Annotated in this window: 22 protein-coding genes and 1 pseudogene; 7 read left to right on the plus strand and 16 right to left on the minus strand. The window is 40.5% G+C overall.

Annotated elements, in window-relative coordinates:
• Positions 1 to 451 precede the first annotated feature (451 nt).
• Complete coding sequence (locus tag H6G41_RS31560) at positions 452 to 919, minus strand: phosphate-starvation-inducible PsiE family protein (protein ID WP_190752004.1); 468 nt, start codon at positions 917 to 919, stop codon at positions 452 to 454.
• A 206-nt stretch (positions 920 to 1,125) separates the two neighbouring features.
• On the opposite strand from H6G41_RS31560, the gene H6G41_RS31565 reads away from it, so the two are divergent.
• Positions 1,126 to 1,455, plus strand: coding sequence for a hypothetical protein (locus H6G41_RS31565; RefSeq protein ID WP_242038121.1), 330 nt, complete (start codon positions 1,126 to 1,128; stop codon positions 1,453 to 1,455).
• On the opposite strand, the gene H6G41_RS31570 is transcribed toward H6G41_RS31565, so the two are convergent.
• From H6G41_RS31570 to H6G41_RS31615, 10 genes are all read right to left on the minus strand, one after another.
• A complete protein-coding gene (locus H6G41_RS31570) occupies positions 1,392 to 2,591 on the minus strand; it encodes a DUF4159 domain-containing protein (protein WP_190752006.1) in 1,200 nt (399 codons plus the stop codon). The genes H6G41_RS31565 and H6G41_RS31570 overlap by 64 nt on opposite strands.
• A 277-nt stretch (positions 2,592 to 2,868) precedes the next feature.
• Positions 2,869 to 3,900: a phage tail protein gene (locus H6G41_RS31575; protein ID WP_190752008.1), complete on the minus strand. Its 1,032-nt coding sequence runs from the start codon at positions 3,898 to 3,900 to the stop codon at positions 2,869 to 2,871.
• Between the two features lie 11 nt (positions 3,901 to 3,911).
• Positions 3,912 to 6,104 (minus strand): putative baseplate assembly protein, encoded by a 2,193-nt coding sequence (locus tag H6G41_RS31580; protein WP_190752010.1) that lies wholly within the window; start codon positions 6,102 to 6,104, stop codon positions 3,912 to 3,914.
• A gap of 99 nt (positions 6,105 to 6,203) precedes the next feature.
• Positions 6,204 to 6,617, minus strand: coding sequence for a GPW/gp25 family protein (locus tag H6G41_RS31585; RefSeq protein WP_190752012.1), 414 nt, complete (start codon positions 6,615 to 6,617; stop codon positions 6,204 to 6,206).
• A gap of 495 nt (positions 6,618 to 7,112) precedes the next feature.
• Positions 7,113 to 7,625, minus strand: a complete 513-nt coding sequence (locus tag H6G41_RS31590) for a PAAR domain-containing protein (RefSeq protein WP_190752014.1) — start codon at positions 7,623 to 7,625, stop codon at positions 7,113 to 7,115.
• Between the two features lie 122 nt (positions 7,626 to 7,747).
• Positions 7,748 to 9,487, minus strand: coding sequence for a VgrG-related protein (locus H6G41_RS31595; protein WP_190752016.1), 1,740 nt, complete (start codon positions 9,485 to 9,487; stop codon positions 7,748 to 7,750).
• Positions 9,488 to 9,554: 67 nt separating this feature from the next.
• Complete coding sequence (locus H6G41_RS31600; RefSeq protein ID WP_190752018.1) at positions 9,555 to 10,106, minus strand: hypothetical protein; 552 nt, start codon at positions 10,104 to 10,106, stop codon at positions 9,555 to 9,557.
• Positions 10,107 to 10,261: 155 nt separating this feature from the next.
• The gene (locus H6G41_RS31605; RefSeq protein WP_190752020.1) at positions 10,262 to 13,762 is read right to left on the minus strand and encodes a hypothetical protein; all 3,501 of its coding nucleotides are present in this window, start codon (positions 13,760 to 13,762) and stop codon (positions 10,262 to 10,264) included.
• Between the two features lie 27 nt (positions 13,763 to 13,789).
• Entirely contained in the window at positions 13,790 to 14,314 is a 525-nt protein-coding gene (locus H6G41_RS31610; RefSeq protein WP_190752022.1) for a phage tail protein, read from the minus strand.
• A complete protein-coding gene (locus tag H6G41_RS31615) occupies positions 14,314 to 14,553 on the minus strand; it encodes a hypothetical protein (RefSeq protein WP_190752024.1) in 240 nt (79 codons plus the stop codon). Before H6G41_RS31615 ends, H6G41_RS31610 begins: the two co-directional genes overlap by 1 nt.
• Before the next feature lie 189 nt (positions 14,554 to 14,742).
• Here H6G41_RS31615 and H6G41_RS31620 point away from each other — a divergent pair, with 189 nt between their 5' ends.
• On the plus strand, positions 14,743 to 15,609 hold the full coding sequence (locus tag H6G41_RS31620) for a DUF4157 domain-containing protein (RefSeq protein WP_190752026.1): 867 nt from the start codon (positions 14,743 to 14,745) through the stop codon (positions 15,607 to 15,609).
• A gap of 126 nt (positions 15,610 to 15,735) precedes the next feature.
• On the opposite strand, the gene H6G41_RS35935 is transcribed toward H6G41_RS31620, so the two are convergent.
• The 4 genes from H6G41_RS35935 to H6G41_RS31640 form a co-directional block, all read right to left on the minus strand.
• A complete protein-coding gene (locus H6G41_RS35935) occupies positions 15,736 to 16,416 on the minus strand; it encodes an FHA domain-containing protein (protein WP_190752028.1) in 681 nt (226 codons plus the stop codon).
• Entirely contained in the window at positions 16,394 to 18,529 is a 2,136-nt protein-coding gene (locus H6G41_RS31630) for a substrate-binding domain-containing protein (RefSeq protein ID WP_190752030.1), read from the minus strand. The genes H6G41_RS35935 and H6G41_RS31630 overlap by 23 nt, the downstream gene beginning before the upstream one ends.
• An 86-nt stretch (positions 18,530 to 18,615) precedes the next feature.
• Positions 18,616 to 19,299 carry a response regulator transcription factor gene (locus tag H6G41_RS31635; RefSeq protein WP_190752032.1) on the minus strand — a complete coding sequence of 228 codons (684 nt, stop codon included), beginning with the start codon at positions 19,297 to 19,299 and terminating at the stop codon, positions 18,616 to 18,618.
• Positions 19,292 to 20,428, minus strand: a complete 1,137-nt coding sequence (locus tag H6G41_RS31640; protein WP_190752034.1) for a sensor histidine kinase KdpD — start codon at positions 20,426 to 20,428, stop codon at positions 19,292 to 19,294. The genes H6G41_RS31635 and H6G41_RS31640 overlap by 8 nt, the downstream gene beginning before the upstream one ends.
• 568 nt (positions 20,429 to 20,996) lie before the next feature.
• Here H6G41_RS31640 and H6G41_RS31645 point away from each other — a divergent pair.
• Positions 20,997 to 21,845 (plus strand): immunity 49 family protein, encoded by an 849-nt coding sequence (locus tag H6G41_RS31645; RefSeq protein WP_190752037.1) that lies wholly within the window; start codon positions 20,997 to 20,999, stop codon positions 21,843 to 21,845.
• 244 nt (positions 21,846 to 22,089) lie between these two features.
• Here H6G41_RS31645 and H6G41_RS31650 read toward each other — a convergent pair whose 3' ends face one another.
• Positions 22,090 to 22,383 carry a hypothetical protein gene (locus tag H6G41_RS31650; RefSeq protein ID WP_190752039.1) on the minus strand — a complete coding sequence of 98 codons (294 nt, stop codon included), beginning with the start codon at positions 22,381 to 22,383 and terminating at the stop codon, positions 22,090 to 22,092.
• Between the two features lie 339 nt (positions 22,384 to 22,722).
• Here H6G41_RS31650 and H6G41_RS31655 point away from each other — a divergent pair, with 339 nt between their 5' ends.
• The 4 genes and pseudogenes from H6G41_RS31655 to H6G41_RS31670 form a co-directional block, all read left to right on the plus strand.
• The gene (locus H6G41_RS31655) at positions 22,723 to 24,426 is read left to right on the plus strand and encodes an amidohydrolase family protein (protein ID WP_190752041.1); all 1,704 of its coding nucleotides are present in this window, start codon (positions 22,723 to 22,725) and stop codon (positions 24,424 to 24,426) included.
• A gap of 183 nt (positions 24,427 to 24,609) precedes the next feature.
• Complete coding sequence (locus H6G41_RS31660) at positions 24,610 to 24,888, plus strand: hypothetical protein (protein ID WP_190752043.1); 279 nt, start codon at positions 24,610 to 24,612, stop codon at positions 24,886 to 24,888.
• A complete protein-coding gene (locus tag H6G41_RS31665) occupies positions 24,881 to 25,144 on the plus strand; it encodes a type II toxin-antitoxin system RelE/ParE family toxin (protein ID WP_190752045.1) in 264 nt (87 codons plus the stop codon). The genes H6G41_RS31660 and H6G41_RS31665 overlap by 8 nt, the downstream gene beginning before the upstream one ends.
• Before the next feature lie 17 nt (positions 25,145 to 25,161).
• Positions 25,162 to 25,380 (plus strand): annotated as a pseudogene (locus H6G41_RS31670) (hypothetical protein); the annotation flags it as partial.

Here is a 25,380-nt window from a genome sequence, read left to right on the forward strand (position 1 = left end):
TTTTATTTGTTTTATTTATCATTGCCGGAATTTTTACAATTATCAATGTCATTTTGAAATCTCTCTTAGTTTTTATTAGGAAATAAGATGCGTTTCCCCTAGGGGTGCAGAGGGGAGGAACAGTCCTGTTAAGTTCAGAAACTGGGATAATTTATTTTTTGGATGTGCGATCGCCTAAAATTACATTAATAGTCAATAAGTATCATTTTTTACTATATTCAGGACTTACGCAACTAGCATATGATTTTAAGTTTGTAGTGAGTTAGCGCGCGATCTTGAGAAGCCAGTGCGTTACGGAGGTTACTCCGTTATAGCAACTGGCGTCGGGTTTCCCGCAGGGTAGGGGTTCTCGAAGAGTGCACGAAGGGTAAGGACTTTAGTCCTCAAGGTAAAGGATAGAGCCGCTGACTACAAATAAAAAACTTTATTTTGAATGTTGAACTTTGAATTGTTAACTGTGTTCTGTGGTTTCTGGATGAGCAATTCTTGAGTGTTCAAACAATCTAGACATACGTGGTAAAGCTATAAAAATTCCTGCTAAAACTACCAAGAATACAGCAATACTCAAAAGTTGATCGCGGGGAATTTCCAGTACACCACGTAAAATAACTTCTCTTAAAGCAGAAACAATCGTAATTTCTACGGCGGCTGCTACAGATATACTCTGTGCTTCTATATAGTCAATTAAGAGGCGGAATAGTTCGACTAGAATCAAAATGAAGAGGATATCAGATGTAACTTGTCTTAAATCTAACGGACGTAAAAATGAAGAGAACATATCTACTAGGCGGATGAGCATCACACAGAATAAACCTAAGCAGAGAAAAACAATAATGAAGTCTTGAAAAAATTCCAGGTTGCGAACAATCTTATCTCGCTGAAAATAACTATTTAAATCTGCTAATACTTTTTTTACCATAGAATTTCTGAAAACTCTTAAATTGTCGTGTCGATAGCTATCATCATAGGCGCTTAACAATTTAACAGTGGTAAATATATATTCATTTACAACTGAGATAAATGACACAAAAAGCACATATTAATAATGGAGATATTAATATTGTATCGGTTCGCTATGCGACAATAGATCCTCTATTTCTATGTATTAACTGATTTCAGAAAAAAATGATTTACGATCAATCAGAATTTGATTTACGCTGTGAGTGGGGTGTACAAGGCGTTACTCAACTTGCACCTATTAGCGATGTAATTATCATTATTGATGTATTATCTTTTTCGACTGCGACAGAAATTGCTACCAAAAATGGCGCAGTTATATATCCCTATCAATGGAGAGATGATTCCGCAATTGATTATGCTAAATCTCTTAATGCAGAATTATCAAAAATAGTTAGTTGTCAGTTGTCAGTTGTCAGTTGTCTCTCTTGTCCTTACCATTTACCTGTGTCATCTTCTTGCTGTAAGCCAATATACTGTCGTCTTCTCCAAGCATAATGCAAAATATTAATCCCGAATTCTTGGGCGGTTCTAATAGCTACTCTGGGTAAGTTCAATTCTCTATCTAATCCCCAAGCGCTGGCTAAATCACCAATTATTAATATAATTCCGCCACCAATTAACAGGCGAATGAAGTTTTGATTGACATTGGGTAAAGCTGCAAATAAAAATGGTTTGGTGCGTAAAGGATGACCTCTTTGTAGTTCTTCTAAAGGTTTTAAGGGATTTTCTAATTGCTGGGCTAAGGCGTGGGTACTGTCAATTAAGGCATTAGCATTTGGCGGTGCATCTACTAAAAGTATGCCGCCAAAATTTAAATAATTTCGCAGAGATTCAAATTCAATACTATTAAAAGATAATGCTTCCTGTCCTGTTAAATAAAGTAAGTCGTAGTCTTGAATATTTTCGCCTAAAGATACTTGTCCTGGTTCATCAATTCCCCTTAAAGAGGGATATAAAGGTTCGATGGATTGGAGTAAGTATACAAGGTTGAAAAAGTTCCGGTCGCATTCAGAATCGCTATGATTTACTTGCGCGATCGCAATATTTGTTTGTGGTCTTGCTTGGGCGTGGCGGCGATAGCGTAAATCAATGTTTTGGTAACCAGGAAAGAATACATCCGCAGGTTGAGTAATGGTATTTTGTCCTGGTTGTAAAAGTATGCGACAAAGTTCGATTTCGTGACTTTCTAGGGTGGAATTTTTTTGGTCGATGCGATATGTTTCTTGAACAATATCTCTAGATTGTCCACGTCTTAGTTCGTCTGGATCTACGTAACTGACGACTAAGTAAATTGGAATTGGTTCACTACTAACTACTTCTAAATCAATTGGAAAGTCGTAAGCTTTGGGGACTACAATTAAGTTTCCGGCTACATCAATGGCGATTCCTGGTTGAATTTGTACCCAGCGTCCATCTCGATATTTTGCTTCAACTTGGCGGGGTGCGGGAATGACGCGCACGCCTAAACCGCAGACTATTCCTGGTTGGTTTAAGCATTGATAGTGGGTGTTTTGTCGCAGTCGATGGTATTCATGGGCTTTACTCCAGCGTTCGGCATTTATTAATAGTCCATCGGAGGCTTGTAGGCGTTCAAAGGATTTAATGGTTGGTGGGGGGAATGGGTGTGTCATGTCAATTTTAGATTTTGGATTTTGGATTTTGGATTGTGAAATTAAATTGATGAGCGACGATAAAATAAATATGTAGGTGATTATTTTATATGGCAATCCTATCTGAGTTGTGAAAATATTGTTTTAAATGAACCGCCAAGTACGCCAAGTACGCCAAGGATAAGAGAGAAGCTTAGGGTTTGTAAATTTAACAAATGATTCAATGATTAGGAAATATTGAACCGCAGAGGACGCAGAGAACACAGAGGAATGAGAGTTTTATGGTGTAATTTATATTTTAAGGATTTTGGTTTTCTATGAATAGTTCATAGGTGCAGAATGCAGGTTTTTCTTGTTCGATGATTGTTCTGATTAATTGTTCGTTGATGAGTTGATTGGAGCGGGTTTTACGTAAGTGGACTACGAAATGATATGCTTGTCCACCTGCTAAGACGGCGCTGCCGATGTGGGCATCACCTAAGATGAAGCTGGGGCCAAAGGGTTCTGTAATACTAATATGTTTATCGCGTTCGTTGGGGATATCTTCGTCTAGGGGTAAACCTGTGTAAAGGTGGAGGTAAAGACGCAATCCTTTCCGGGTTCCTCGCCAGCGGTAAATTTCAACTGCGCGGCGAATTAAACGGCGTTGTTGATCAAGACTCCAGACAGAATCTACTTGCCAAGCTACCCAATGGGCTAAGAATGGAAGTAAGGCTCTAGGTGCTGTTAAGGGGTCGATGTTTGCCCACATAACATTGAAGCTATCAATTGCTGGTTGATAAGCTTGTTCAAATATTTTGATGAAGCGCCCAATAAAGTCAATTTCGCGATAGAGAACGGGCAAAAATTCCATGTAGAAACTGTAGGGGCGAATATATAAATTAAATATTTCGCTGTGTTGAATTTGCTCTCGTTCTGTACCTTGGTCAATATTAACTACTACTAAACAGTGAAAGTTGAGGGTTAATTTATCTTTTTTCCCTGGGGAAATTGCTTCTTGGTCTTCAAAAAATGTGGCGGGAACAGTGAAATATAATACTGCATCCATCTGTCCGCCTGGGGGAATTTCTCTACCTTCTGTACCAATCTGGCACCACTGGGAAGGAAATTCACCTTCTACTTTTAAACTTAGCCTTAAGGGGCGGTCTTCTAAATTTTTGAGATGGACAATCATCTCGCTGGGTTGTCCGGGATGCAAAAGCAAGTTATATGCTGTTGCATTCATACCTTCTGGCCCTGCAAATGATAAACCCGCCCCAGGTACGGCTTCGGGTATTTGCATGGGGGTGAGTTGAATTTCTACGGCTGGGCTATGTCGGCTTTGAACCATAAGCTTTTCCCTTAGCGAGTATTAATTTGGATGTCATGACTGGAACGCAGGTTAGCGTCAAACCAAGAACAAATTAAGCCTTGGGTTCCTGGATCGATGATTTGTTCTGGTGATGGTTGTCTTCTCCAGGTGTCTCCTTGTTTGCGGATGGGAAATAGCAGGACTGGGCCTAAATAACGCACACCTGGGGTTTGTTGCATTAAGGCGATGATGTCTGAGGGATAAACTGGTCGCCCAAAAGGCCAGCCTTTACCTTCAGTACCTCCGGTGAGGGGATTTAAATATTTATACAGCGCAATTCTTAAGTTGCGCAGGATTTCGGCTCTGGCTAAGGGGTTTTCATAGGTTGGTTCGAGAATGACTTCTGTTTGCACTGAGACGCCAACATAGTCTGGTTCTAAGAGTCTAATTTGTACTCCTAATAACTTTCTATCGTCTAAGTATTGTAAAATTTGGTCTTGAAGTGCGGGGCTGAGAGCAAATTGTGCGGGTGCGATACCTTCAATTAGGGTATCTGTATTTGCTTGGGGGACTACGAGTAGACTGACTGTACCTGCTTGGGTATTAGCAAGGGCGGGTAAACAACGGACGCGGGCGATCGCACCTGCACCGGCTTGTTGAGTTAAGACTTCAAAGTCTTCTGCTGTGACGGCGCGATCGCGTGTCCGCAAAATTCTTGGTGCTTTAATTACCGCCTGTTCTAAAGATTCGGCATCTGCACCATTAATTGCGGGTTTGTAATTTGTGACACTGGTTACGTAGGGTACAGCCGACTTGAGAAACTGGAGCGAACCTACTTGTACGTTACCTTCTTTTCCTCCCCCTGTGCGGTAAGCCAGGATTCTAATTTCCGCACCTTTGGGTGGGACGGCTCCGTATTGATGTTCAAGGGCGTTTTCAATGTCACTGGGTTGCGCTATGGTTTCATCTAGTTTTGGTTGTTGGATACGCGATCGCACTTTTGTCTGGCGTTGAATTTGTCCCGGTTCGCGAATCAATGGCCCAAACTGCACCGTACCCGTTAAGGAATCAATGACATAATGACGGTCTTGGGGTGTAGAATCGGCAAAATCTCTTACCTCAGTCCAAGTTTGCGGTAAACCCCCAGGAGGCGTGACAATAATGTATTCGTCTTCGCGGCGTGCTAAAACTGGCGGCGCTTGTAATTGAAAGGTTTGTCCGGGTGTACCGTTACTAATACCTAATCGTTCCTCTAGCAGCAAAGTACTGTGACTCGCTCTAACTGTACCGCCAATTGACCGCACCGCTAAACCTGTAATTTTGGGCGGACGGCTGTAACCTTCTTGATTTTCTTCTGGGGTGGTAAAGCTACAACGTAGCCAACGTCCTCGGTATGCGGTAAAGGTAGTGACAGGCCAAGTAGGCGGTAAATGTAGGCGGACATCTGCACCTTGGGCAGGGTTTCCTCCCTGTTGGTTAATTTCGTAAAAACTAAATCCCCTTGTTTGGTCGTCCGATTCTTTCATTAACACCGGTTGCCAATCTTGTCCATCCCAAGCTTCCCATTTACGGGGGGGATGATTGGGGTCAATTCCTGTAGGCGTTGCGGCTGCCCCTTGGATAGTAACTTCAATCACGTTACCATCAAGAGGATCTTCAGAATTAATTACCAAATAAAAGCAATTTCCCGCTTGGGGTTGTTCGTTAAATACAGCTTGTTCTCCCCCAGTCCAGAAACCGTTAGACTGACGAGTCCAAACATTTGAAAGGCGTTCCCGCAGCGATTGGGGGATATCTTCAAGAGTTTGGGCGGTGAAGAAATGCTGTAATCGGGGTTTACCGATAATTAAAGGTGAATCTGTACTAAAACTAATTGCGGGTGTAGTTTCCGTGCGGATTGTGGAAACTTCCGTTCCCGGAGGAATTGTATAAGCTTCAGGTAAATCAGAACTTAAATAAAAAGTTAATTCTGTATGGGCTGGTGCAGGGGGTTGGAGACGAATCCCTAATAATTCTAAAAAAGCAACATAATTTTTTCTCGGTACTTGGTTAAACCGGAGTAACATTTGGTCAGTTAACCAAGCAAATAATTCAATCAGCGTGATTCCCGGATCGCTGAGGTTATGATCTGTCCATTCAGGACAGTAGCGCGGAATACGCATCATACATTCTTCGACTAAATCGTCAAAATTGCGATCGTCTAAATCGGAAGATGGTAATTGTGGTAAAAAATCGAATTTCATAGGGGCATGGGACTTGGGAGTTGGGGGTTAGGGGCTAGGGGCTAGGGACTTGGGGCTAGGGAAGGGAAGGGAGACCAATGCCCAATGCCCAATGACTAATTATTCTTCTTCGCTAGGGGGTAATAAATAAAACGGATAAACAAAGTTGTTAATATCAGGATTGTCTTTAAGGCGATAAATAATATTGATGTCTACTCGACCGCGCACGGGATCGGGTTCGGTGATGACGCGATCGACGGTAATGCGGGGTTCCCAAACTTCTAAGGCTTCTAAAACATACATGCGTATTTGGATTAGAGTGTCGTTGTTCATCGGTGCAAATGCTAATTCCGATAAACGCGAACCAAAATTAGGGCGATAAACTCTTTCGCCTACGCCAGTGCGGAGAATAATCCAAATTGATTCTTTAACTTTTTGTTCTTCGCTGGTGAGTTGTATTCCTCCTTGCAAATTCAAGCGCAAGGGAAAAGCCCAACCAGTGCCTAAATCGTCTCGTGGCTGACCATAAACCATAGTTGCTATATGGCAGTGATATCTATACTTTCAAAGATATCGGTATGGCAAACTTAAGCCTATTCGCCAAAGGTCGAGATGAGGGTAGGGAACAGGGGGTAGGGGAATATTTGGTAACGTGTTCTTAACAAAAGTCCTCACGTTAATTCAAGTAGGGGCGGGGTCTCCCCGCCGTTGTGTGAGATTCAATGTTACGTTTTAGATTGCAGTTTAGTATCACCTTGTGAATGAAAGTGTTCACCTTCTGAACGAAAGTGTTCTCCTTCTCAATGAAAGTGTTCTCCTTCTGAACGAAAGTGTTCACCTTCTGAACGAAAGTGTTCTCCTTCTGAACGAAAGTGTTCTCCTTCTCAATGAAAGTATTCACCTTCTGAACGAAAGTGTTCTCCTTCTGAACGAAAGTGTTCTCCTTCTGAACGAAAGTGTTCATCTTCTCAATGAAAGTGTTCCCCTTCTCAATGAAAGTGTTCTCCTTCTCAATGAAAATCCTTGTGGTCAGCCACCAATTAAAACAGTTGTTTCACCTTTGGTAATTTTATTGGGCGGGCCTAGTGCTTCTAAAACAGTGTCACCCAGGCGACAAGCGGGTAGTCCGTTAATTAATACTGTTTTACTTCCATCAATGACTACACCAGGGCCGTGAGGAGGTACGGGTAAGGGTGTAGTACATTGATGAATATCTGCACCGGGAATAGCAGATGCAGCCGCTGCGGAAATCATGCTACCCATACTCGCCCCTAACGATGTTTTCAGGGTTTGTTCTGCTGAATAAGCGGCTGGGGCCCCTGGTGTTCCCGCCGCCGCCGCAGTCGCCGCTTCAGCTGCTTGAATAGCTACATCGGCTGCTTGTTTAGCAGACTGCAAAGCTGGAACCGCCGCAGCTGGTATTCCTCGCCAAGCTGGTAAATTGCCAATTAACACATCTTTACTACCAGGCCCCGGTGTCAGAACTGGCGGTAAGGGATGGGCTACAGAATCTGTAATTCTTGCTGCTGGTTTTCCTGGCATAATAACAATTCAAAATTCAAAATTCAAAATTAAGGACATTTTTTGTCGGGGATTTAAACCCTTGAATGTACGATAAATTCTTTGCGCCTTTGCACCTTGGCGTGAGTAAAAATATACGAATATTAATTCAACTTAATCAAGGTACCTTTAACGGTTACATTCATCCCGGCGCTAATATCAATGTTGCCGCTGGGTGCATTTAATGACAAGTCGCCTGTGGATTCTACGGTAATTTTTGCTCTGCCTTGATCGTCCATTTTAATTTTATGACCGCCGTTGGTTTGAATTTCAATACAGCGATCGCTATCGTTAAGATAAATTTTATGACCGCCTTTGGTTTGGACGCGCACCCCGGCTTTACTACTTCCTTGAGCTTCTTCGACAAATTGTAAGGTGTGTCCTGTACGGGTTTTGACGGTACGTAATCTAACTTTACCGCCAACAACTGTATCATTTACTCCTTCTGGTGGCGCGTCTTTACCATTCCAAACGCCGCCTAGTACGTAAGGGCGATGAATATCACCATGTTCAAACCCGACTAACACTTCATCGTTGATTTCTGGTAAACAATCAAACCCCCGTTGATTTCCTGCACCCGCAGCTACGACTCGCGCCCAGTTGCTAGCGTGTTCTTCTGTGAGGGTGGGAAATTTAACTTTAACTCTTCCCCATCCTTTGGGGTCTTTGTTATCGGTGACAATTCCGACTAAGAAGGTTTGTCCTGGTTGGAGACGGGTTTGGGTGGAAAGAGTGGTGAATAAGTTACCAGCGCGCAATCCCCGGATGCTAAATTCTGTGGTGTAAATGCGCTGGGTGTAGAAATGGCGAGTTTCGGTAACATAATATTTACCACTATAGCGATCGCCTAAACCTTCAAGTTGAATTATTTTCCCTGGCCTAACTTTAGGATTACCTACAGCTTTTGCATCTGCGTAGACAAATTCTCCGCCGAGTTCATCACACAAAGCTTGCGCCATTTTCTGGGCTTGGTTTGGGCTAGCAATGGGTTGATCGACTACTGTCATTTTCGGCGCTTTTAAATTGGAGAACTTAGTACTACTACTGCTACCTTTATTATTGCCTGTCTCCGTTATTACCTTTTCTGCTTGGGCTGTAGATGCGATCGCTTTTTTCTGAGTATAGTCCCAGCCGCGCACTTCTACAGAACTCACCTGTTCTGCGCTGGTAACACGGGTACTAAATTTACTAATATCAACTAGCCATTTTAATGGAATAGATTCCTGACTTTCTGGTTTCCGAAAATTTAATTGATTATTCTGAATAAATAACTCAAAACCAATCCGCGCCGCCCGTTCTCGCAAGAATTCCATATTAGTTTGGTTTTCTTGAAAGACATATTCATGAACTTCTCCACTGGGGTCTATTTTACCAATAGTTATTCCCGATTCTGAAGCGATTTGTTTGACGATATCGCTATCAGTTTTATTTAAAAATGAGCGATTATAACGACCTCTATGCAGACGATGGGAGATATCATAACCGCGTATAATCATGTGGGCTTCAGATTTTTCATTGAAGTGAACTTCCATTGCTGTAATTTCTGCTTCAATCAAATAATCATCTAATTTCTTCTGAAAATTCCCATCTTGAGTAGTACTAGAAGTAAAACCTATTTTAATTTTTTTACCAATTTCAAACAGCTTTTCATGTCGCCAAGGCTTATATTCTGCACGGTCAACAGTGGGAATATAGCTATTATGCACAACCAGCGTAAACATTGCTGGTAAATGCAAACTTTCTTCTACAGTAATTTGTAATAAATCTTTTAGTAATTCAGGAGAAGCAGGTTGTCCTCCTAATTCTATTTTTGGCTGGCTTAAATAGAGACTTTGGTCAGGCATAATAGGTATTGGGCATTGGGCATGGGGAATGGGGCATGGATTATTAAAATATAAATATTAAGTTAAATTAATTTGTACCCAGGCGAGAATCGGGGGCGCGATCTGAGCCTGTAGAAGCTGATTGTCTGTTACCAGGAAGGTTGTTTTTATCTACTTCTTGTAAGGCTATATCTACCATTGCTCTGACTGGTGTGCCATCGGTAAGAAACATGGTTAAATTGTAGGTTAGGCTAGTAATTACACAATGGAAATATTCGCTTCCCCAAGTGAAAATGTATACAGGTGGGCGTTTATCAGGATTTCCTTCAATAGTTTCTACACCTTTTTTAATGGTATTTATATACTCATCCATTACAGATTTTTTAGTTTCATAGGTATCAAAAAGTAATTGTTTTAATGTAAATTTAAAAGGTTCTACACCAGAAAAGTTAACTTTAGGTAAAAGAGTAGTACCTCTATTACCAGGATCGCTTTTCCAACTCACAGTGCGAGCAAAACTAATTTCTGTAGGATTAAACATCACTTCAATATTTGGTGCTTCGCCGTTATAAGCGATGAGTTTAGCTTTCTGTAATTGGGGATTTTGCTCGTGAGGATTGGCAATTTTTTGATTAGACATTGTATTAGGGGTTAGGGGCTAGGGGCTAGGGGCTAGTATTATGGTTTTGCTGGGCTAAGTCTATTTCAAAAATCAAATATGAATCTTATATAAAAACTAATTTTCTTGATATTGGTTTTCTATTTCTCCTCTTTCTTAGTTTTGGGTGCAAAAAATTACCAAGGTAAGCGTCCTAAATATATACCTTGACGTTCTCGCTCAACTTCTATTCGTTGTCGCAGTCTGTTATATATTTCATAAGCTAAAGCTTCCAAATTTTCAGATTCATCAGCTGCGGGATTAGCCACAGATGGATTTTGGATTGTTTCAGTAATTGGTGCTATATCTGTAGCTATATCAGGTGCTTGAACTTCACCACCATTAGCAAAACCTTGAAGAGATAGGCGTTTAGTCAAAACTTGTGGTGGTGATGATGATGATTGTGAACTTTGAGAATCTGAGGAATTTTGCCAATTAGATTCTCCTTCACTATTAAGGTTAAAAAATGTAAATGGATCGTTACTTCCATTCATCAATTCTTCTACAGTTGACCATTGGTTAGGAGTCTCATAAGCTGTGTTATTATTAACGCTTGGTTTGCGGAATATTAATGTTGGTAGTGAGTAATGCGGTGAGGGTGGATTTGCTGCTGTCGCTTGATTATCTACATTACTCAATTGCAAAGAATGATGTGGAGACAACCTTTGCTGACTAATTTCTGTCCCCAAGGAACCAGGAGTTAAGGTGTGAGATTCCTCGTTAGTAGGATGGCGCTGTAATGAAGTGTCGGAAAAAGAATCGACTTTAGTCGGATTTTTTGGAGTAGGTATTTCTAAACTGGGAAGAATGACATCTTCGGCTGCACCACCTGTATTAATGTGCCGGAGTATGTGAAGATTTTTTTGGGCATCATTAGCATTAATCACAAACTCCCCTGGTGTGAGCATAGCAGGTACAGTATCCGAAGATGCTATCTGCGGATTCTCCACTGAGGAATGTGTCACTTGTCCTCCTGTGGCGAAACCTTGGGGTGCTGGTAAATTTTCTAGGTTTTGTGTTTGATTCTGTGTAAAAGGAAATTTAGTAGATTTAGATACTGATTCTGGATCAATTTCCGTATTTTCTCCCAATATAGGCGGAGTCACACCATCTGGAATATCTGTGTTGACTTGGCTATTATCTAACGCTGAAACCTCACTCATTGGCGCATCTGACAAATTCAGCGTTTGGGAAGCGACTATTGGGTTATCTGCAATGATAGGTGGAGTGGGAGTTAATTCTACAGGTACATTGGAATTTTCTATTTTTTGCGCGATCGCATTTTCCCTAACATCAAAATTCACCGCTTCCGCAATTACAGGTGGAGTTGGCGTTAATTCTACAGGTATATTGGGATTTTCCGCTTTTTGCGCGATCGCATTTGGCGACACATCCAAATTCACCGCTTCCGCAATTACAGGTGGAGTTGGCGTTAATTCTACAGGTATATTGGAATTTTCCGCTGTTTGCGCGATCGCATTTGGCGACACATCCAAATTCACCGCTTCCGCAATTACAGGTGGAGTTGGCGCTAATTCTACAGGTACATTACTAGAATTTTCTGTTTTTTGCGCGATCGCATTTTCCCTAACATCAAAATTCACCGCTTCCGCAATTACAGGTGGAGTTGGCGCTAATTCTACAGGTACATTGGGATTTTCCGCTTTTTGCGCGATCGCATTTTCCCTAACATCCACATTCATCGCTTCCGCAGTAACTATTGGATTATCCGCAATTACAGGTGGAGTTGGCGTTAATTCTACAGGTACATTGGGATTTTCTGTTTTTTGCGCGATCGCATTTTCCCTAACATCCACATTCACCCCTTCCGCAGCGACTATTGGATTATCTGCAATTACAGGTGGAGTTGGCGTTAATTCTACAGGTATATTGGGATTTTCTGATTTTTGCGCGATCGCATTTTCCCTAACATCCAAATTCACCCCTTCCGCAGTAACTATCGGGTTATCTGCAATTACAGGTGGGGTGGGAGTTAATTCTACAGGTATATTACTAGGACTTTCTGTTTTTTGCGCGATCGCATTTGGCGACACATCCAAATTCACCGCTTCCGCAATTACAGGTGGAGTTGGCGCTAATTCTACAGGTATATTAGGATTTTCCGCTTTTTGTGCGATCGCATTTGGCGACACATCCAAATTCACCCCTTCCGCAGTAACTATCAGGTTATCTGCAATTACAGGTGGAGTTGGCGCTAATTCTACAGGTACATTGGGATTTTCCGCTTTTTGCGCGATCGCATTTTCCCTAACATCCAAATTCATCGCTTCCGCAATTACAGGTGGAGTTGGCGTTAAATCAACAGGTAGATTGCTTGTAACATCATATTTACGCGCGATCGCATTTTCTGACACATCCGCTAAATTTACCGCTTCGGAAGTGACTATTGGCTGGTTGGGAATTATATTCTCTGCATTTAATTCCCCATCAACATAAACTTCCTCTGTCGGTTCCAGCAGATTTAAGATTTTAGGTGGAGTTGGTGCTAAATCAACGGGTATATTATGATAAATTTCCTCTGGTACAGCCGATAAATTAACGTCTTCAGAAGTAATTTCTTGCTGTTCCGCAATTATATTATCTGCATTTAACTGGCTATTACTAACAGCTTCATGTTCGTTATCTAATGCTTGTTTTTTGCTCAAATTGGCAGAATTATCAACCTCTTTTTGTGGTGAAATTTTGCTAACACTAATATCTGATGAGGCTGATTTACTGACAGGTTTATCAATATTATTCTTACTAATCTTAGTGAGATTATTTACTGGTGATGGACTCGTAATCTCTTGATTTGGCTGAGTTTGCGAGGTTGTATTTTTTTGCGATCGCGTTATATTTTCAGATATATTTTCATCATCGAAAATAATTCCTGATTCAGCATTTATCGTACTAGCAGCAGAATCAGTAAATACTGGCGTTTCCTCAATAGCTAAATCTTCCCCAACAGGCGGATCTAAAAAGATAGTACTCGGACTAATTTTAACCGCATCTCCATCACCAATATTGGCATTAACAACAATATTATTATCTAGAGATGTAGGTGCTTGATTATTTTCTAAATTTATATCTGTGCTTGCAGAAGCATCTGTTTCGCTCAAATTAATTTGCTGATTTACAGCAGAACTTGCATTACCCTGCTTATCACCTTTATCCTTGACAGATGATTTAGCTTTCTTAGTTGTTTTAAGTTTAGCTTTTGATTTTTCTTGAGAACTAGATTTTTTTTTAGTTTTTTTCGCTTTAGACTGAGATTGATTATTTAATTCCGACGGATTATTATCTATATTTTGACTATCTAAACTATTGGTAATCTCTTCATTAGCATCAACAGGATCAAATTCAAGAAAGGTAACTCTAGTATTAATATACTCAGGTTCAGTATTAGTATTAGTATTATCTATTATCGGTTCGCTGAAAGCGGGATTCTCTGGAGACAGTAAAAATTGCGAATAAGTGGCTAATGGTAAATGATTAACTAAAGGTTTAATCGCACTACTTTGTTCATGCACAAAATTAGACTTTTTCGCTGACAAAAGTCTATTAACGGTACTTAGAGGATTTCTAGCTCCCAGCCCAATTGATTGTATTTTATGTCCTAGAGGTTGAATAATTTGCATAATAATTTTTAGCCGAGTAATCGCAAATTAATTAGACGGGAAAAATCCTGAACTTCGCTGTCTATTTTGCGGACTTCCGCCTCCTTTTTCTTTACCTAATTGCAAACCTTCATAAGCTAAAACTAATTCTTCTATAGCAACTGCATTACCATCTGCTTGTAAGCTTGGCGTTTTCCAAGCAATAGGAATTGCACCAATCAAAGTCCAACTCATCATAGTTTCCCCAGCTTGGTTAAAAACCAGAATATTGACATTCCGGCGAGTAGTTGCTTTCCTCTCATCAAATACAGCATTAATCCAATTCCAAAAACCAGGATGATCGGTAATACCACGTTTGAGAGTAACATCTGCAAATTCTGCATGTCCTAAATAAATTCGTTGTTGGTGGTTAACACCTCCTTCCATAAAAACATTTTTCTTAATTTGTAAACTTAATCCAGAGCATTCTGTAAAAGACGCAGCAATAGTACTATCTATTTCTAAATAAAAATGATTAGTAGTGACATACTTTAATTCGTGAGTAATATTGCCGTTATTATTTCCATCAGGCATTACAACCACCTTTGATGACTATAGTTAGAAAATCTTTCCTGTTGACAACGCAAGTCTTGTAGTAAAAGTTCATACACGCGCTCAGTCAGCTTGTTTAACAGCAATGAATCTTTGAGATACTTATCAGCCGCTTTAGCCGCCTGTTTTGCGTTAGAGGTAATTGGTTCACCTCCATAAGCAACAGTACCCCCAACTTCGCCAACAGGTGTAAAAAAAGTTTGCTTGTCTTGGGAATCCATACTAAAAATCAAAAATCTGTCCTAAAATCAAGGCTAAAGGTACTGCACCAGAATCAACATTAGCCAAAAGTCGAACTTGAGTTACATCAATTTAGACTTTGGCAGAATTGTTTAAAAAATGCGATCGCAGTATCCTAGATATCTCTACTGGTAAAAAATTTGCTTGCTGCTCGGGCATCAGGAGAAAATATGAAAGAACGGATATTAGCCCAGCGTCAGAAGAATAACACTGCACCCATTTCCATACCTACACTCAAGCAACCAAAACGCGGCTTTGGTTCACAATCTTCTGATTCGTCTCAAGCCTTGACTCAGCTACAACGTCAAAGTCAACCATTAGCCCATGACATCAGCCGCATCTCACTGCGTCCTCAAGCTAAACTGACAGTGAGCCAGCCTAACGATATGTACGAACAAGAAGCCGATAGAGTTGCACAGCAGGTAATGCACAATATGAGCCAACCTGCTAATCAGCAATCTATCCAACGGGAAGCAATGCCAGAAGATGAAGAACAATTGCAAGCAAAATCTCTAGCAAATTCTATTACTCCCCTGGTGCAACGCGAAGAAATCCCAGAAGAAGAAGAACAATTGCAAGCAAAATCTCTCACAAACTCTATCACTTCCCTGCAACGCGAAGAAATCCCAGAAGAAGAAGAAGAACAATTGCAAGCAAAATCTCTCACAAACTCTATCACTTCCCTGCAACGCGAAGAAATCCCGGAAGAAGATGAAGAATTGCAAGCAAAATCTAGTGGTAGTGGAATCGAAACCTCATCCCATCTAGAAAGTTCTATTCAACAAGCACGGGGAAGCGGACAAAATCTTGGCGATGATGTCCGGCAACCGATGGAGCAAGCATTTGGTTATGATTTCAGTAGTGTGAAAATCCACAACGATTTTAATTCTGACCAAATGAATAAATCGATTCAAGCACGCGCCTTCACCACAGGACAAGATATTTTCTTCCGCCAAGGTGAATATAAACCAGAAAGTAACTCAGGTAAAGAGTTACTTGCACACGAATTAACCCACGTTGTTCAACAAAATCATTGAAATGTTGACGGTTGACGGTTGACGGTTGACGGTTGACGGTTGACGGTTGACGGTTAACTAATAAAAAATCCTCCGTCAAATCTGCGGAGGATGAGAGTTTTTTGCTTATATGCAAAGTAATTCTTACTACATAATATACACCGTAAATCTCACGAGATTATCCTGACCAAACTGCACCGAATCGCCATTGAGTAAACGATATTGCACGCCAGGATTTAAAGGAGTGTTATTTAAATAAATACCATTTGTACTCATATCAACGATCATATAAGCATTTTGCGACCAGTCCCAATAGATGCGCGCATGGCGACGAGAAACTATTCCTTCATTGGGAATCCCCGTTAGGTCAATTTCTGGTGGAACTGCCATACTTTGGCTGCGACGACCTATATAACCTGCTTCTCCAGACCAAGTAAATTCTCTACCTGTGGTGTGAATCATCTTGAGAACTGGTAGTCTTGGCGGTGGGGTATACTGCGGAACCGGTGGAGGTGTAGGTGGAACATAAGGATTAACTCGTTGCTGATACTCTGTGGAATAATCAGCAGGGGGTGGAATTGGTTGTGGTGGAATTGGGTGGGGTGGAATTGGTTGTGGTGGAATTGGCTGCGGTGGAGTTGGTTGTGGTGGAATTGGTTGTGGTGGAACTGGGTGGGGTGGAGTTGGTTGTGGCGAAACTTGTTTGGTAGGTGTAGGTGAAATTACATTACCCAAGGGAGTTGAACACCAAGGGCAGACCTTAGCCGTGTTGGGCAAAGCTCGATTAAAATATTCACAACTAGGATTAGGGCACCGATTTGCAGGCATAGGACTTTATATCATCAGGTAATTGTTGTAAAGGGACAAGACCTACTTTACTAAGTAAACACTGGCCCTGACGAGTAGTTAGTATCTCAGCAAATGTAGACCCCGGTGGTTGGCGACTTTTGTCTTTAGGGTAGACCACAAATATAGGGTATCTTAAAGGATAGCTTTGAAAAGCCTTGACATCAAAAAAATAGTTATCATGTTGACACAGGTCATCTGCTGTGTTTATGGGACGATAGTCGCGGCGTTGAAATAGTGGTTGACTAGCTGGCTTGTTACCATCAACTATGGCTAGAGGATAGCCAGTACACTGGGCCCAAGTTTTAGTCAAAATTCCAAAACCAATAATCCCAGTTTGTTTACCTTCGAGAATTTCACTGCGGATTTTGTTTTGGGTTTTGGTTGTATCCAATCTTTCAACTCTTTGAACGTTGTTAAAGAAAGCTTTGTCTTGAGGGTCGTTTTGCAAAACTAGTTCTTGAAATTTATGTATTGCTTCTGGTTCGGTTGGTGCATATGGTTTAATTTGCAAATTAGGCAGTTTAGGATTGATTTGTTGCCAATTGGTAATTTTACCTGTATAAATTTGGCGTAATTGCTCCAGGGTAATTTTTCCTCCTAACGCATTAGCCAGATTTGAATCTTTTTTATTAAATGCTACATACACAAGTAAACCATCATCAGCAAATGGTCTTTTTTCTAATTTATCTGTGATTTGATCAACTACACTAGTAATCGCAAAGTTTTTCTGACCGCTGGTGACTTCTTCTAAAGATTGATTCAGATTATCTAGATTTATTGAAGTAACTGGCTGGTAGTTAAATTCTGCTTTAACTTCTGGTTTAGGATTAGTTAACCATTGCGCTATAGTTTGATTTTCAATTTGCTGTTTGAGAATAAAGCTCCAGGTTCCATCTTTTTCCCCTGTGTAGGTGAATTTTCCTGAAGGTACATTATTCACTTCCGAAAACCTGCGTACAAGTCCAAACCATGCTGCAAATTTACTGTTATCTTCTATGGGACGGCGTGAAGATAAATAGTACCAAATCCCAGCGACTAGTAATAGAAAGGCGATAATCCCCAGCCAAATAAATTTTTTGCGGAAATTCTTTGTTTTTTCTGGGGATTCTACTAATTGATTTAAATTATTTGCATGGTTTTCTTGAGGAAGCTTGAGTAATGCTTGACGAGCATCTTCAGCACTGGCGAAAGGATTTTCTAGGCGCAATAGGCGGTAAATAAACTTTTTTAAATGATTATCTGTATTCGGCCAATTTTCGGTTTCTCTTGGCTCGATAGGCTGATTAGAATAATTAGTTGTTCTTCCTACCCATACATAAAAAGCGACTAATCCTAATGCTTCTAAATCTTGCTCGCGTTTGCATGGCGCAGGTTGAGGAATAGCAGGAGGAATAAAGACATTTTCCCAAATCGCTAAATCATCAAAATATATATATGGTTGATTATTTTCTAGTTGAATTAAGATGCTATCTAAACTGAGGTTACCATGAGCTAATCCTTGCTGGACTTGATTTGAGGGAAACCGCAGCTTTTGACTGTGCAAAAATTCTAAAGTTTGCAAAGCTTGATTGAGTAATTCCCGCACCTGGGGGGCTGTCATTGCCCCATTTTGGGTAATATATTGGCGTAAGGTTTGGGCTGTTTCTGTACCTTTAGTAATTAAATAGCAGCGTTCTCCTTTTTCATCTGCGATCGCTTCCCAAGTATTGACAAGACGAAAATTTTGTGTTCTGCTATCAGCTAGAGTTACACCTCCTACCCGCTTAAAAGTTTCTTTGCGTTCTCGAGTTTCTTGTTCGTTAAAACAACGGCTGGGTAGGAGGTATTCTTTAATAATTACAGGCTGCCGATCCTTGAGTTGAATCCCGGTATATAATCGTCCGTTTCCCCGCGTTCCTAAAAAATCACCTACCTGATAATTATCTCGATGGCCTTTAATCGCCGCTTCCTGGGGTAAAGTTGCAGGAAAACCACATTCTAAACAAAATTTAGCACCTTTTATTTCTTGTGCAGTTTGAAAAGGGCGATCGCAATTTAAAGGAGCATTGTAAGCACAAGGGTATTCTTGATAAAAATATTCCGCTGAAGACATAAGGTTGGAAACTATGGACTGTTGACTGTTGACTGTTGACTGTTGACTGTGACTTTTTTAACAACTGACAACTGACAACTGACAAATCACGCTTTTACTAGTCCTAACTTGAGAGCAGCTACAATAGCTTGAGTTCGACTAGTAACTTTTAACTTATCAAAAATACTCGTGAGATGAGCTTTTACCGTAGCCACTGTTACATATAAATGCTTTGCAATTTCTTCATTGGAAGCACCTTGAGTTAACCAGTATAAAACTTCTTGTTCTCTTTCTGTTAAGTGTAGCTTATGGCAAGCTCTTAAAGCAGAGTCTGAGTAAGCTTGAAAGAAACGGAAAAATCGGCTAGCCACTTCTGAAGGTAAATAAATTTCCGATTTCATGACAGTGTTAATAGCTTCACCTAGTTGAGTAGCCAAGCGATTTTTAAATACATAACCCGCAGCACCAGCTTGCATAGCACGAAAAATCCAATCATCTTCTTGATGTGCTGATAACACTAAAACTTTGCCATGATAACCAGTTTCTTTCAGCCGCAGTAAAACTGTAATGCCATCACTACCGCTTAATTGTAAATCCAGTAAGATTAAATCTGGTGAATTTTTCTGAGTAAACTTTAAAACTTGCTCTACAGACTCGGCTTCACCTATAACTTCTATTGGTAATGCCGCACTAATACTATAAAAATTCAGGAGAGTACGTATACCTTGACGAAAACGTTCTTCATCATCTACGAGCAGAACCGTAAGTTTATGACTATTACTATTAACCATCTGCAACACTCCCAGACATTTTCAGTCGAGGTAAAACTACACAAAATTGTGCGCCACCTTCTGATACACTTTGTGCCCATAAGTTTCCGCGATGGTCTAAAACAATTTTTTTGGCAATAGTTAAACCTAGTCCTGTTCCTCCAGGACGGCGAGAATAAAAAGGAGTAAATATTTTTTGAATATCTTCTGGAGATAATCCTGTCCCTTGGTCAGCAATTTTAATTAAGATTTCATCCTGAAAAATCTGCCAGCTACAAGTGACAGTTGCAGCATGAGGACTAAAGTAAACTGCATTACTCAAGAGATTATCAAAAACCTGCTTCATTTGTAAGCGGTCTATGAGCAGATTTGTAGTTTTATCGGGGATAGTTATTGTTATTTGCTTTTGATTAATTAATGGTTCTAACCCTTGAATGCTTTCCAATACTAAAGTTCTGAGGTCTTGGGAAGATTTTCTTAATTTTGCCCCTTGACCGCAATCTATGAGTTGATTTAAATTAGTATCTAAATTTTCTATGCCTTCGCGGATAATGGTTGCTTGTTCTTGGCATTTATTGCCTGCTAATCCCAAATATAAATTATGGGCATACAGTCCAATCATGGCTAAGGAGTTACGCAATTGATGCCCAATTTTATGTAGCAGTTCTTCCAGTAACTGGATTTCTGTTTTTTGTCTGCCATAAATTAAATATATACTTGCATACTTGCTCAGTAACATGGCAGATTTTTGCAATTGTTGTTGCCCATCTAGTGAAAGTGCTACTTCTGTAACTATTTGAATATATTCGGGTTTTTGATTTCTATAACCTATGGGGCAAATATAAGCGAAATTTGCAAAATCATTTAGCTTAATTTCCTGTACTTCAAAGGCTGGAGGATAGTTAATCAGCCAAGTTTCGGTGCGAAGATAAGCTAATTCTTTAAAAGAGAATGGCGTTTGAGCTTGGGCATAACTGATAACTTCTTGATGGGTTTTTACAAGGCAATCATGATAGACAATACGCGTAAATAAAATGGGATATTGACTAGTTAATTGCTCAGATTGTAGCTGACAAAAACTTTGAATATTGAATGAACCTAAATCATGCAAATCCTGTTCTGTCCGCTGGAGAGCAAAGCCTGTTTTCATAGCTTGACTCACTTGTACGAATAAAGATTTAATACTTAAGCGAATAAATACACCCAAAAAATAATACTGACTACTTGAAACAATAATCAGGTAGACAGATGGCGATTGCCAAAGTTAGTTAAACACCTCCCAGCCTCAGTAACAACTTGCCTGTGTATAGCAGAACAGCATAAAACTATACAAGGCACAAAATATTTAATTTTTTTGAAGATATCATCCAGGAGGAGGCTAAAACGTTGATGCAAACAGGCGATCAATTGCCAAAGCAATCACAAACTCTTCCAGGGTAAGGATCTGAGCAGGAGCAAGATTAACTATAATAAGATATTATCATTTAGATCAGGTCTGATGTTGGAGGTTTACCAACGTTAATCAAGTGTTGACTGTGGTGAAATTTCCCCAGCTTTTAATTATTAATTAACCTTTGATTTATAAAATAAATCTTAAGTAATCCCAGAATAGTCGGCTATAGATTTCTAACAGAGAAAAACAGTCCTTTTGGGGCTGCTAATTACAACATTTATCCCTTAAACGATGGGTGGTATTGGTTCCAGGCTGCAAACGATTGATGAAAAGAATTGAGCGACATCACACCTTAGATAAAAAAGATGCGGCTCAGATTTTGAGCTACATTGAGGATGATCTTTTACCCTTGATGCTGGAAGGATTTGTACAGAAGCCTCATTCTATGCTGGGAGCTTCTTTAGGACATCTACTCAATGCTGTCAATTGTGCAGTATTGCTTTTGCGATCGCCACCAGAAATCTGGCATTATCTAGAGTTATTGAAAACAGTGGCGGTTTGCCATTTTCGCTTTGGTTCGGGAGCTGCGCCCTTTACAGCCACTATCAATGGTACTACATTACATTTTGTCCCAGAAGCGCATTCAGAGTATATGTACCTGGACAACTGGATGACTGCTACTGATGCTTGCATTTTACTAGGCGATCGCGAAAGTTTGAGTTTTTTAACGACACTGACAAAAGATGACTTCAGTGATGACAATTATGCCAAACAAGAAAATCAATTTAACAGGGAATATTATCAATTTATCCGCACTTTTCTGAATAATCAGCAAGACAGCAAGAATTTTTTAACCGCCGCCATAGCAGCCGCCATTCAGCCCCAGGATAATCCCTTGCGTACCAAGTTTGTGAACCTAATTTGCTATCCACAATTGCGGTTGTTCCAGGAGTTGATTGCTGGAGATGTACAGGCATTTAACGAACAGCTATATTTGGCATTAACCGCTCACCAACAATTTTGGAGTCAAGAAACTCATATCTATAATCCTAAAGGCTGGATTTCTCTAAAATTACTTGCGACTTGTGCGATCGCAGTTGAATCAAAAAATTTGACAATCGAGGTTGAATCTGATTATATTCCCCCTTTTTTAGCAAATTGTCGGCGCGGGTAACCTATACGTGAAACCCTGTTACTGCAAGAAAATGAAGTTCCTTGCTAATAGTAAAATTCATCTAAAGATGACTAAATATCCTCAAAATCTTGAGTCTAAGTAAGTAGGAGCGGGTTCACAAATATGCTCCAATAATTTACGACTATCTCGCTTAACCCGCCCCTACTTGGGCTATTAGCCTCTTCATTCATTCTCAGGTAGGCGACAAAGCTAAGATAGAGGCTATTTTTATGTAAACAACCTCTTAAAGAACTTTTATACAGCCGTTTTTAATTTCAATTTTGGAATCGTCTTTCACTTCAACTTTTCCACAGGAAGTTTCAATCATTGCAGCCTTACCGCTACCTTGAATTGTTGCGGCTCCTGTTGTACTCCCATTGAATGTTACTTCTTTAGTTAAACCATCCATCTGCACTTTCATGACATATTTAGTCGAGTCCTGATTGGAATATTTGATGTAAACAGCAGCAAAGGAAGCACTAGGTAAAAAAAGGGTAGGCATTGCCGCTAGCACCGCAAATAAATGTGATTTTTTCATATGTTTACTCAATTTTTTTGCACAAACTAATGAGATTACCAAAGCAGAATCAACAACGAAATCCTGAGAGGCAACTACTCAAGTTTTTTCAGTTTGGCAAATATTCTTGCTAAATTCGGACGAGGAAAACACTGGATTAATAAAATTTATGTTCTCAGGGTATTCGCTGATTTTTCAGTTTTTCTTTGTAATCTGGCGAGAAAAATTGTAGTAATCTTCATAGCTGTAGTCTAGTTGCAAAACAGCCGAATCACTAGTAGCACTCAATCCTGTGCTTTCCAGGAGATAAAATAAACTGACAAAACAGATCCCACGATCGTCAAAGGGTAATAAATAATCATGTTGGATTTATTAATTCAAAACGGGTTAATTTTTGATGGTTTAGGATCTAAACCGGTGCAGGGAGATATTGGCATTAAAAATGGCAAGATTTTTGCTATCTCTCCCGCATTACCTAACCCAGCGCGGGAAGTAGTTGATGCGTCTGGGTTATGGGTAACGCCAGGATTTATTGATATTCATACACACTACGATTTAGAGTTAGAAATTGCTCCAGGATTAAGTGAATCGGTGCGTCATGGCGTGACTAGCGTTGTGATTGGCAATTGTAGTTTGTCAATTGCGATCGGTGAACCGCAAATGCTAGCAGATATTTTTCAAAGGGTAGAAACCCTTTCCCACCGCTTAATTGCCAAATGGTTAAACAAGTCTTTTGCTTGGCAAACACCAGGAGAATATTTACAACATTTACAACAATTACCCTTAGGCCCCAATGTTGCGCCATTATTTGGGCATAGTGCCTTACGCGCTTACGTCATGGGATTAGAACGGAGTTTAACTGTTCAGCCGAGCAAATTTGAGCTAAACCTCATGCAGCGCATTACCGCCGATGCTTTAGATGCGGGATTTGTGGGGGTTTCTATTGATATGTTTCCTTGGCATCGCATGAGTGGAGAATGGCAAGGTTACACCATTCCTTCGCAACATGGGAAATTTAGAGAATATGCGATGTTAGCGCATTTGTGTAGAAAACGCGATCGCGTGTTTCAAGTCACGCCCAATTTACAAAAGCTGGCTTCTTTCTGGGATATTTTACGTATGGGTTCAGGCTTTGGTAAACCGTTGCGGCTAACAATTCTCTCCGCTTTAGATGTTGTACATGATCGCAAATTGTGGCGCATATTTGCCCCCATCCTGTGGATCTGGAATCGCCTTCTCAACGGTAACGTGCGCTTTCAAACCTTAACCGAACCCTTTACTATTTACTCAGATGGCCCTGTTACTCCCTTATTTGAAGAATTTGCCACAGGCGCACAGTTAAACGGCTGTAAATCCCGCCAAGAAAGACAACAACTATGGCGTTCGGAAAGTTTTCGCCACCAGTTTCGCCAAGAATGGCTGAATAAAAAGCGGCGATCGTTTCATAGTCAATTAGATTTAATGGAAGTTGTTGACTGTCCTGATCCTAGTTGGCAAGGTTTAAGTTTTGCCGAAATTGCCCGTCGCCAACAACAGGAACCAGTAGATTTATTTATACAGGCCTTACAAGAATACGATACAGACTTGCGCTGGGTAGCCACAGGCGCTAACGATCGTTTAAAACCCCGGTTAGCAATGATGCAAAATCCCTATATTTTCCCTGGATTTACTGATGCTGGTGCTCATGTGCGTAACCTTGGTTACTATGATGGCGCTTTGTCTTTACTCAAACAAGCAGTTGCAACCAAGTTTCTCACACCAGAAGCGGCGATTTCTCGCATTACTGGCGAACCAGCCGCTTGGTTTCGCCTCAATACTGGAGTGCTGAAAGTCGGTGCTAAAGCCGATATAGTTTTACTCGATGCAAATGGCTTAAATCAGCCCATCAGTCCCCAAGTAGAAATCTTAGATTCTCTGTTAGATGGAGAACCGCGTATGGTGAAGCGTGGTTCCGACGAGATTGTCCAAGCAGTTTATATTAATGGCGTTCGGGTTTTTGGTGAAGGGAAAATCAGCGATCGCTTAGGGCGGGAAAGATTGGGAAGCGTTTTGTCACCATGTTAGGGACTTCCAACTAAAAAAATATGCGATCGCTATGTAGGCACGGGGGCAGGGGAGAGAAACAGTTGTGTTGAATTCAGACATTGGAATAATTTATTTTTTGGACATCCCTTAATTAAGGTAGCTTGCCCAGAGACGGTGTTATTTTAGAATAGACACTAAACCTTGAATTTGCTCTCGTAGGCGATGAATACTACAGATAATTCCCCAATCGAGGATCAAGAGTCAGCAGTTTTGGTATCTGTCACAGAACTACAGAGTCAACTTAATGACTTCATCAAGCAATTATCGCCAGAAAGATTACAAGTACTTGCTGATTTTGCATCTTACTTAGCCAATCTTGAAAGCGAAGTTGCAACCCAAGAACTTTTGGCAATTCCGGGATTGCTAGAGCGAATCAAGCAAAATCAAGCCACTCCAAAAACTGAATACACAAACTGGAGAAACCTGCGTTCTGATGTATGAAGTTCTTCTCCATCCCGATGCGCAAAAGGTTTATATCAATGCTGACAAAGCTCTAGCCAAGAAAATTGCTCGCTGTTTGCAGCAGCTAGAGCAAACTCCCCAGTCTCACCCCAATATCAAAGCCCTCAAGGGAAATTATACAGGGTACTATCGTTATCGCATCGGAGATTACAGGGTAGTTTATTCGATAAACGATGAACTGATGCAGGTATTTGTTGAAGCGATCGCCCATCGCAGTGAGGTGTATGAGTCGTAAAAGTTAGTTGGTAAGAAGTGAGCGATCGCCTGGGACGTGAAAAATTTTTAGGCGATGCATTAACAATGCAAAGCGATGCATTAACAATGCAAGGCGATGCATTAACAATGCAAAGCGATGCATTAACAATGCAAAGCGATGCATTAACAATGCAAGGCGATGCATTAACAATGCAAGGCGATGCATTAACAATGCAAGGCGATGCATTAACAATGCAAGGCGATGCATTAACAATG

Origin of the sequence: Tolypothrix sp. FACHB-123, assembly GCF_014697075.1 — a bacterium.
Lineage (GTDB): Bacteria > Cyanobacteriota > Cyanobacteriia > Cyanobacteriales > Nostocaceae > Aulosira.